The sequence below is a fragment of the Halobacillus sp. BAB-2008 genome, from assembly GCF_000328325.1.
GTDB lineage: Bacteria > Bacillota > Bacilli > Bacillales > Halobacillaceae > Halobacillus.
In genome coordinates, this window is the sequence record NZ_ANPF01000103.1 from 25565 (window position 1) to 32553 (window position 6989).

General features: G+C 47.6%; 4 protein-coding genes. All 4 read left to right on the forward strand.

From position 1 onward, the window contains the following. The first annotated feature begins 30 nt into the window (after positions 1–30). The 4 genes from D479_RS20895 (at position 31) to D479_RS19010 (ending at position 6804) form a co-directional block, all read left to right on the forward strand. Positions 31–423 carry a GH32 C-terminal domain-containing protein gene (locus D479_RS20895; protein WP_241210954.1) on the forward strand — a complete coding sequence of 131 codons (393 nt, stop codon included), beginning with the start codon at positions 31–33 and terminating at the stop codon, positions 421–423. 12 nt (positions 424–435) lie between these two features. Continuing rightward, positions 436–1038, forward strand: a complete 603-nt coding sequence (locus D479_RS19000; RefSeq protein ID WP_008640299.1) for a DUF624 domain-containing protein — start codon at positions 436–438, stop codon at positions 1036–1038. Positions 1039–1132: 94 nt separating this feature from the next. Then, positions 1133–3439 (forward strand): glycoside hydrolase family 32 protein, encoded by a 2307-nt coding sequence (locus tag D479_RS19005; protein ID WP_008640302.1) that lies wholly within the window; start codon positions 1133–1135, stop codon positions 3437–3439. Continuing rightward, positions 3346–6804 (forward strand): GH32 C-terminal domain-containing protein, encoded by a 3459-nt coding sequence (locus tag D479_RS19010; RefSeq protein ID WP_241210955.1) that lies wholly within the window; start codon positions 3346–3348, stop codon positions 6802–6804. The genes D479_RS19005 and D479_RS19010 overlap by 94 nt, the downstream gene beginning before the upstream one ends. Positions 6805–6989 lie beyond the last annotated feature (185 nt).

The following is a 6989-nucleotide window of genomic DNA, read 5'->3' on the forward strand; positions in this document are numbered from 1 at the left end:
CGCGATGTCCCAGCCTGCATCTCCATTCCTATGGGAACTGGAAGTGGAAATAGAAGAAGGGGGTGTCTTCGAAGGCCGGTTGTTCGGAAAACAGGATTGGCAGGTCTCAGGATCCGCGTGGATCGCGGGAAGAGCGTGATCTCCGTGCAAAGAGACGAAGCGGACCTTGATTTCTCTGAGGAATTTGTGTGCACTTGTCAGGCGCCTTTGAATCCTGATCTTTCGTCCTTCCACCTCAAGTTAGTCTGTGACCATTCCTCGGTCGAACTCTTTCTTGGCGAGGGAGAAATAAGCATGACGAATTTATATTTACCGACGGTTGGTCACGAAGCTAAGTTAAAGGTGGAAGCTGTCCGCGGGGCGGTAGAAGTGAAAGGATCATCGGTTTCTGAAATGAGATCGATTTGGAAGCATGATATGTAAAGGGGGATGAAGATGAAAGGTACGGGGAACCTTATTTACCTTGTCTGTGATTGGTTGATGCGGCTTGCAATTTTAAATGTATTGTGGATCACTTTCACACTGATGGGCGGCGTAGTTTTCGGTATCTTTCCTGCTTCTTCCGCCAGTGTAGCTTTACTGAAAGAATGGATGGCTGACAGGCGTCCTCGGGTAGTAACGTTTTATTGGAAGAATTATAAACGATCGTTTCTTTCTGCGAATGCTGTATTCCTATGTACGTTTCTTTTTATGCTTCTATTAGGTCTTAACATATATACCAGTCTTCAGTTCACAGGGATATGGTTCTACCTTTTCTTCAGCGGAACGATATTCCTGGGTGGCGGGGTGTTGATGACGGCCATTTTAACCTTCAACCCGCTCAGCCATGGGATGAAGGCAGTAGAAGCTTTGAAAAACGCGCTTCATCTTTTGCTGCTATATCCAGGCCGCCTGATTTCTTTTATCGCCGGATTCGTTCTGCTTCTGTTATGCTTTCGCTTCATACCCGGGATTCTCCCCTTGTATTCCGTCAATATCATTTTACTGTTAACCGTTCTTTTGTTTCCATTTAAACAGGATGCTCACAGACCCGTCTGATTGAAAGTACGAACAGGCGGGTTTCTTTTTCCATGGGTTGAAAATTTTCAGTGCTATTTTTTGATAACGCTTACAATTAGAGGAGGAAGACTACTTGAAACGTGTAATCCGTCGTTCAATCCCTTTGTTGACGATTGCGGTTTTAATCCTGGCTTTGTTTCCGACCTATCCGATTGCGGAGGAAGGGGGACAGGAGAGTGAAGCGGCTGCGATTGATGCCTACCGGTCCCAATTTCACTATTCACCGTCTGAAAATTGGATGAATGACCCGAATGGGTTGGTCTATTTTGATGGGGAATATCATTTGTTCTATCAACACAATCCGACAGGTAATCAATGGGGCCCGATGTATTGGGGACATGCAATAAGCAAAGATTTAATCAACTGGGAGGAGCTTCCTATTGCTTTGTATCCCGATGAAAAAGGCTTTATCTGGTCTGGAAGTGTAGTCGTGGATGAGCAGAATACGGCAGGGTTCCAAGAAGGGGAACATGCGGCTATGGTCGCTGTGTTCACTCATGAGAAAGCAGGTCACCAAACCCAGAGCCTTGCTTACAGCAATGATAAGGGGCGGACCTGGACGAAGTATGAAGGAAATCCGGTCATCGAAATGCCAGAAGGTACCGATGTTTTTCGGGATCCAAAAGTATTTTGGCATGAAGGGACAGAAAAATGGAACATGGTAGTTTCCGCAGGACAGAGCATCGAATTTTACCAATCGGATAACCTGAAAGACTGGGAGCATACGGACACCTTCGAACGTCCTCCGGGTGCATCGGGGGTTTGGGAATGTCCGGACCTCGTAGAACTGTCGGTTGAAGGAGACGGCAGCGATAAGAAATGGGTGCTGATGATGAGTGTAAGTGAAGGTTCTTCTGCCGGTGGTTCCGGTATGGAATATGTGGTGGGAGATTACAATGGAGAATCTTTTTCCACAGAAATGAAACCTATCCCTTTGGATTATGGGGCAGACATGTATGCCGGAGTAACGTGGAACAACCTGCCGAAAGAAGAAGAACGGACGATCATGATCGGATGGATGAATAACTGGCAGTATGGACAGGACATACCGACAGAAGGTTTCCGCGGAGCGATGTCCATTCCTCGGGAATTGAATCTCCGCACAACAGAAGAAGGTACATACCGGCTCCAACAGCAGCCTGTATCGGAATTGGAACAGCTTAGAGGTGAAACCTTAGAGCGGAAGGAGGAAGTAGTGAAAGAAGGAACTCAAAAGCTCGGGGACTCTGTCAATGACCTGCTTGAAATAACCGCTTCCTTTGATATCAAACAGTCCTCCGCGGATTCTTTCGGGTTTACGTTGAAGAACGAAAATGATCAATCGACGACGATTGTGTATCACCCGAAAGAGGAGAAAATCGCACTTGATCGTACTTCATCAGGGGAGAAGGACTTCTCTGCTGGTTTTGCAGCCGTCCATGAAGCGCCGCTGGAAGGAAAGGACGGGATCGTTCAGCTGAAAATCCTTCTGGATCGGTCCTCTGTGGAAGTGTTCGGGAATGAAGGGACAACGGTTCTGACCGACCAGATATTCAGAGACTTGTCGCCTTCCACACTGGAAATATTCAGTACTGGAGGAGAGGCGTATCTCCGTCATTTGACTGTTACGGATTTGAGCGCGGCTGATGTGGCACCTGTACCAACACCGGTTCCTGAAGATGTTCCGAACAACTTGGAAAATGGGAGCTTCGAAACGGGTGATTTAACAGGGTGGACGGCGAATGGAGACGCCTTTTCCCACGGTGTTTCTCAAAAGGAATCATACTGGGACGGCAAACCTTTTGAACAGGAAGGAAAGTACCACCTTTGGGGTTTCTCTGAGGACGTGAATGACTCCGATTTCCGGACGGGAACGCTTCAGTCTGATCTTTTTCAATTAAGCGGGAAAGGACAAATCGAATTTTTGATCGGTGGCGGTCAGGATAAGGAACGCTTATATGTGGCGCTCGTCCGAGCGTCAGACGGTAAAGAACTCTTTAAAGCTACAGGAGCAAACGATGAGAAATATCGGCGCGTCTCCTGGGACGCCAGTGCCTATCTTGGTGAGAAACTTTACTTGAAAGTCGTTGACTATCATACGGATGGGTTCGGTCATATTAACGTCGATGATTTTAAGGTATATGCAGAGGGAGAGCCGATCAGAGATGATATCGAGAATGGTGATTTCGAAACAGGTGATTTAACAGGATGGACCGTCGTTGAAGGCGATGCTTTCAGCCCGAAAGACGTAACCAATGATACGGACTGGGGATGGGGGGACCGTTCCATCATCAGGGGGACTATCATTTGTGGGGCGCTAAAGATGGTGGAGACGGGCAGACCGGCATCCTTCGTTCCTCTTCGTTTATATTATCTGGGACAGGGAGGATCTCCTATTTGATCGGTGGAGGAAATGACCCTGATCGCTTATATGCAGCTCTTGTCCGGGCGGAAGATGATCAAGAATTGATGAAGGCAACGAATACGGAATGGGATGACTCCGAAGAATATTCGCAAGTCGTTTGGGATGCTTCGCAGTATGTAGGGGAAGAAGTGTATTTGAAAATTGTAGACAATTCGACGGAAGGGTGGGGACACATTAACGTAGACGACTTCCAAGTGAAGCAAACCGGGCTGCTTGCACATTGGTCGTTTAATGAAAAAGAAGGAAAGGTTACGAAAGAGGAAGTAAGTGGAGAGTCTGATCCTGTACAGTATGTGTTCAATGACGCGGTGTATAAAGCCTCATCGGACCCGTTATGGAAGCCGGGGTTGGCGGGGGAGGCCTTGTTATTTGATGGGTATTCCACGTGGGTGACGCACGCAGACGAATCATTTGTCCAGCCGGAAGATGCCCTTACCATAGAAGGATGGGTAGCTCCACGAGCGTATGAGTGGGGAGATCTTAATCAAGTATCAGCGATCGTCAACAAGCATGACAAGGCAAAAGGGGAAGGGTTTATTTTAGGAATGGGACGTCACGGGAAACTTTCCTTCCAGGCAGGTATTAACGGCGAGTGGCAGGAGGTATCCACTAAGCCTGAACACAGGTTGGAAAAGGATCAGTGGTCCTATGTGGCTGCTACATTCGATAGGAATGATCAATCGATGAAACTTTACATGAATGGAGCGCTTGTCGGCCGTACAGAAACTCCGAATGGAAAGCTGTCCATGTCAAGTGAAGATTTGTTAATCGGGAAACACAACCAGGCGGCCCTTATTAACGGGGTGTTTGATGCCAACATGTTCAATGGTTTGATGGATGAAGTGAAGATTGCAAATGAGGCGAAGACAGCAGATGAGATCCAGCAGGAATATCAGTCCATGGTGGAGAACTTCCCTGACCAAACGCTCCCCGAACCTTCCATGGACTGGGACCGAACCCGCTACAATGGTGATCAGCATCGACCTCAATATCATTTTATGCCTCCGGAGCATTGGATGAACGAACCGCACGCACCGATCTATTACAATGGTAAATATCATCTATTCTATCAAAAGAACCCCCAAGGACCGTATTGGCACCACATTCACTGGGGGCATGCAGTAAGTGAGGATATGGTGCAGTGGGAAGAGCTTCCTACCGCTCTTGCACCTGATGCGGGAACGGTAGCACCGGACGGGGTCTGGTCCGGAAGTGCAACACTCGATGAGAACGGGGAACCGGTCCTGTTCTTCACAGCAGGGGATGACAGTAAATTCCCGAACCAAATGACGGGGCTTGCTGTTAGTGAGGACCCGGAAGATCCTGAATTGAAGGAATGGCGCATGCTGGATGAGCCTGTCACAGTACAGGAAGAAAACCTTCCGGCAGAAGAAGGCGACGTGATGTACGGTCAGTTCCGGGACCCATTCGTATGGAAAGACGGAGACACCTGGTACCAGCTGATGGGGTCAGGAATAGAACAAGTGGGTGGAACAGCCCTGTTATATTCTTCGAAGGATCTGGAGAACTGGACCTACGAGAAACCTTTCTTTACCGGAGATGCAGAAGCTTATCCAAAAACCGGGGATGTATGGGAACTACCTGTCTTTCTCCCGCTTGGAAAAGATGAATCCGGAGAAGAAAAATATGCGTTCTTTATCAATCCATGGTTCGATGGATACAGCCCGCATAACGTCAAATACACCTTCTACTGGGTAGGCACGTGGGATAAGGAAACCTTAGCATTTGTCCCGGACCATGAAGAACCGAAAATGTTCGACTACGGCGAGCATTTCACAGGTCCAAGCGGCATGGTGGACGAAGATGGAACACCGATATTATTCAGCATTGCTCAAGACAAACGAAGCGAGCAGGAACATTACGATGCAGGCTGGGCACACAATGCTGGACTGCCTGTGGAACTTTCCTTGAGAGACAATAACGATCTTGGATTGCAGCCAATCAAGGAGCTGGAAGTATTAAGAGGGCAGTCCCTTGTTTCCTTTAAAAACAAAGGAATAGAAGAAGCGAATGAGAGGATAAAGGATGCGGAAGGCGACATGCTTGAAATAGTCCTGGATATCGATCCGAAGCAGGCGGATAAAGTGGGTATCAAAGTACGTCAGAGCGCAAATGGAGAAGAAGAAACGCTCATCTATTACGATAAGACGAAAGAGACGTTTGCGATGGACCGCAACCGATCCAGCATGGATCCGGATGTAAATAAAGGCGTCCAAGGTGGCGAGTTGAAATTGAACGGAGAGCGTTGGCAGCTTCATCTATATTTGGATCGTTCCATGGTTGAAGCATACGCCAATGGACAGAAAAGCATCACTTCCCGCGTCTATCCTACAAGGTATGACGCACTGGGCATAGAGCTTTGGAGTGAAGGGGGCGACCCGGAAATCGTGTCCATGGACGTCTGGGAAATGAAAGGTGCTTTCGGTGAAGCTGCCCCGGTTTACGAAAAAGAAACCGAAGCGGTCCCATCACATGGCGAGCTTGAAAACCACGATTTCCAAACCGGTGATTTAACGGGGTGGAACATCGTAGAAGGAGACGCCTTCTCTGATGCTCATGTTACAAAGAAAGCCGACTGGGGCTGGGGGGGACCGTTTGACCAGGCCGAAGACCGAATAGATCCTGAGCGTCATCACCTTTGGGGATTCCTTGATTCAAGCGGCGGCGACGCGGCTACAGGTATTTTAGAATCACAGATCTTTGAACTTGGAGGGGATGGAAAGATCGACTTTCTAATCGGCGGTGGCAGCAATATTGATCAACTATCTGTCTCCCTCGTCCGGACCTCGGACGGAAAAGTACTGAAGGAGGCAACAGGAAGAAATCAGGAAACCTACCACCGAGTTAAATGGGATGCTTCGGAGTACGTAGGAGAAAAACTCTTGGTGCGGGTAACGGACAAAGCACAAGGAGGATGGGGGCACATTAATGTCGATGATGTCAACGTCCCTGTCACCTTGAGTGAAGAAGAAAAAATCCTCTATAAGCTGAAGGAGATGGACCTGCAGAGCGGAAAAGACCTTGATGAAAAAATTGAATTCTATCAAGATACAGAAGAGAAAATAGAGGAAAAGGAAGCTGCGTTCATTTCCGTTAAGAAAGAAATGATAGACTTTCTTGAGAAGCAACTGGAAAAGAAGAGGAAAGAATACGATCTTAGTTCAATCCAGCTCCACTTTTATGTGAAGCATGCGATCGAAGAAACAGGGGCCCGACAACCTTCTGATGCAGGAGAAGTCCAGAAGTATGTAAGGAAGAGAGTGAACAAACATGCCACTGGGAAACAAGTTCGTGGTGCTATCCAGAAATACTTGAAATAAGAGGAAAGGTTCTGTTCCCGGTGGACAGAACCTTTTTTAGTATGCTGTCGACTTCCTCCTAACTTATGGCAGTATGCCGCATCGTCAGCCACGTTTTCATAAGATAGACAACAGAGAATGAATGTAGATATATTTTGTTAATCTTCTCTTTTAGTAAAACAAAGTTCACTTAAAGTAAAGTAAAC

Excerpts from the sequence above, each read along its gene's own strand:
- D479_RS19000 (WP_008640299.1), top strand. The coding sequence starts at position 436 with ATGAAAGGTACGGGGAACCTTATTTACCTTGTCTGTGATTGGTTGATG.
- D479_RS20895 (WP_241210954.1), top strand. The coding sequence starts at position 31 with ATGGGAACTGGAAGTGGAAATAGAAGAAGGGGGTGTCTTCGAAGGCCG.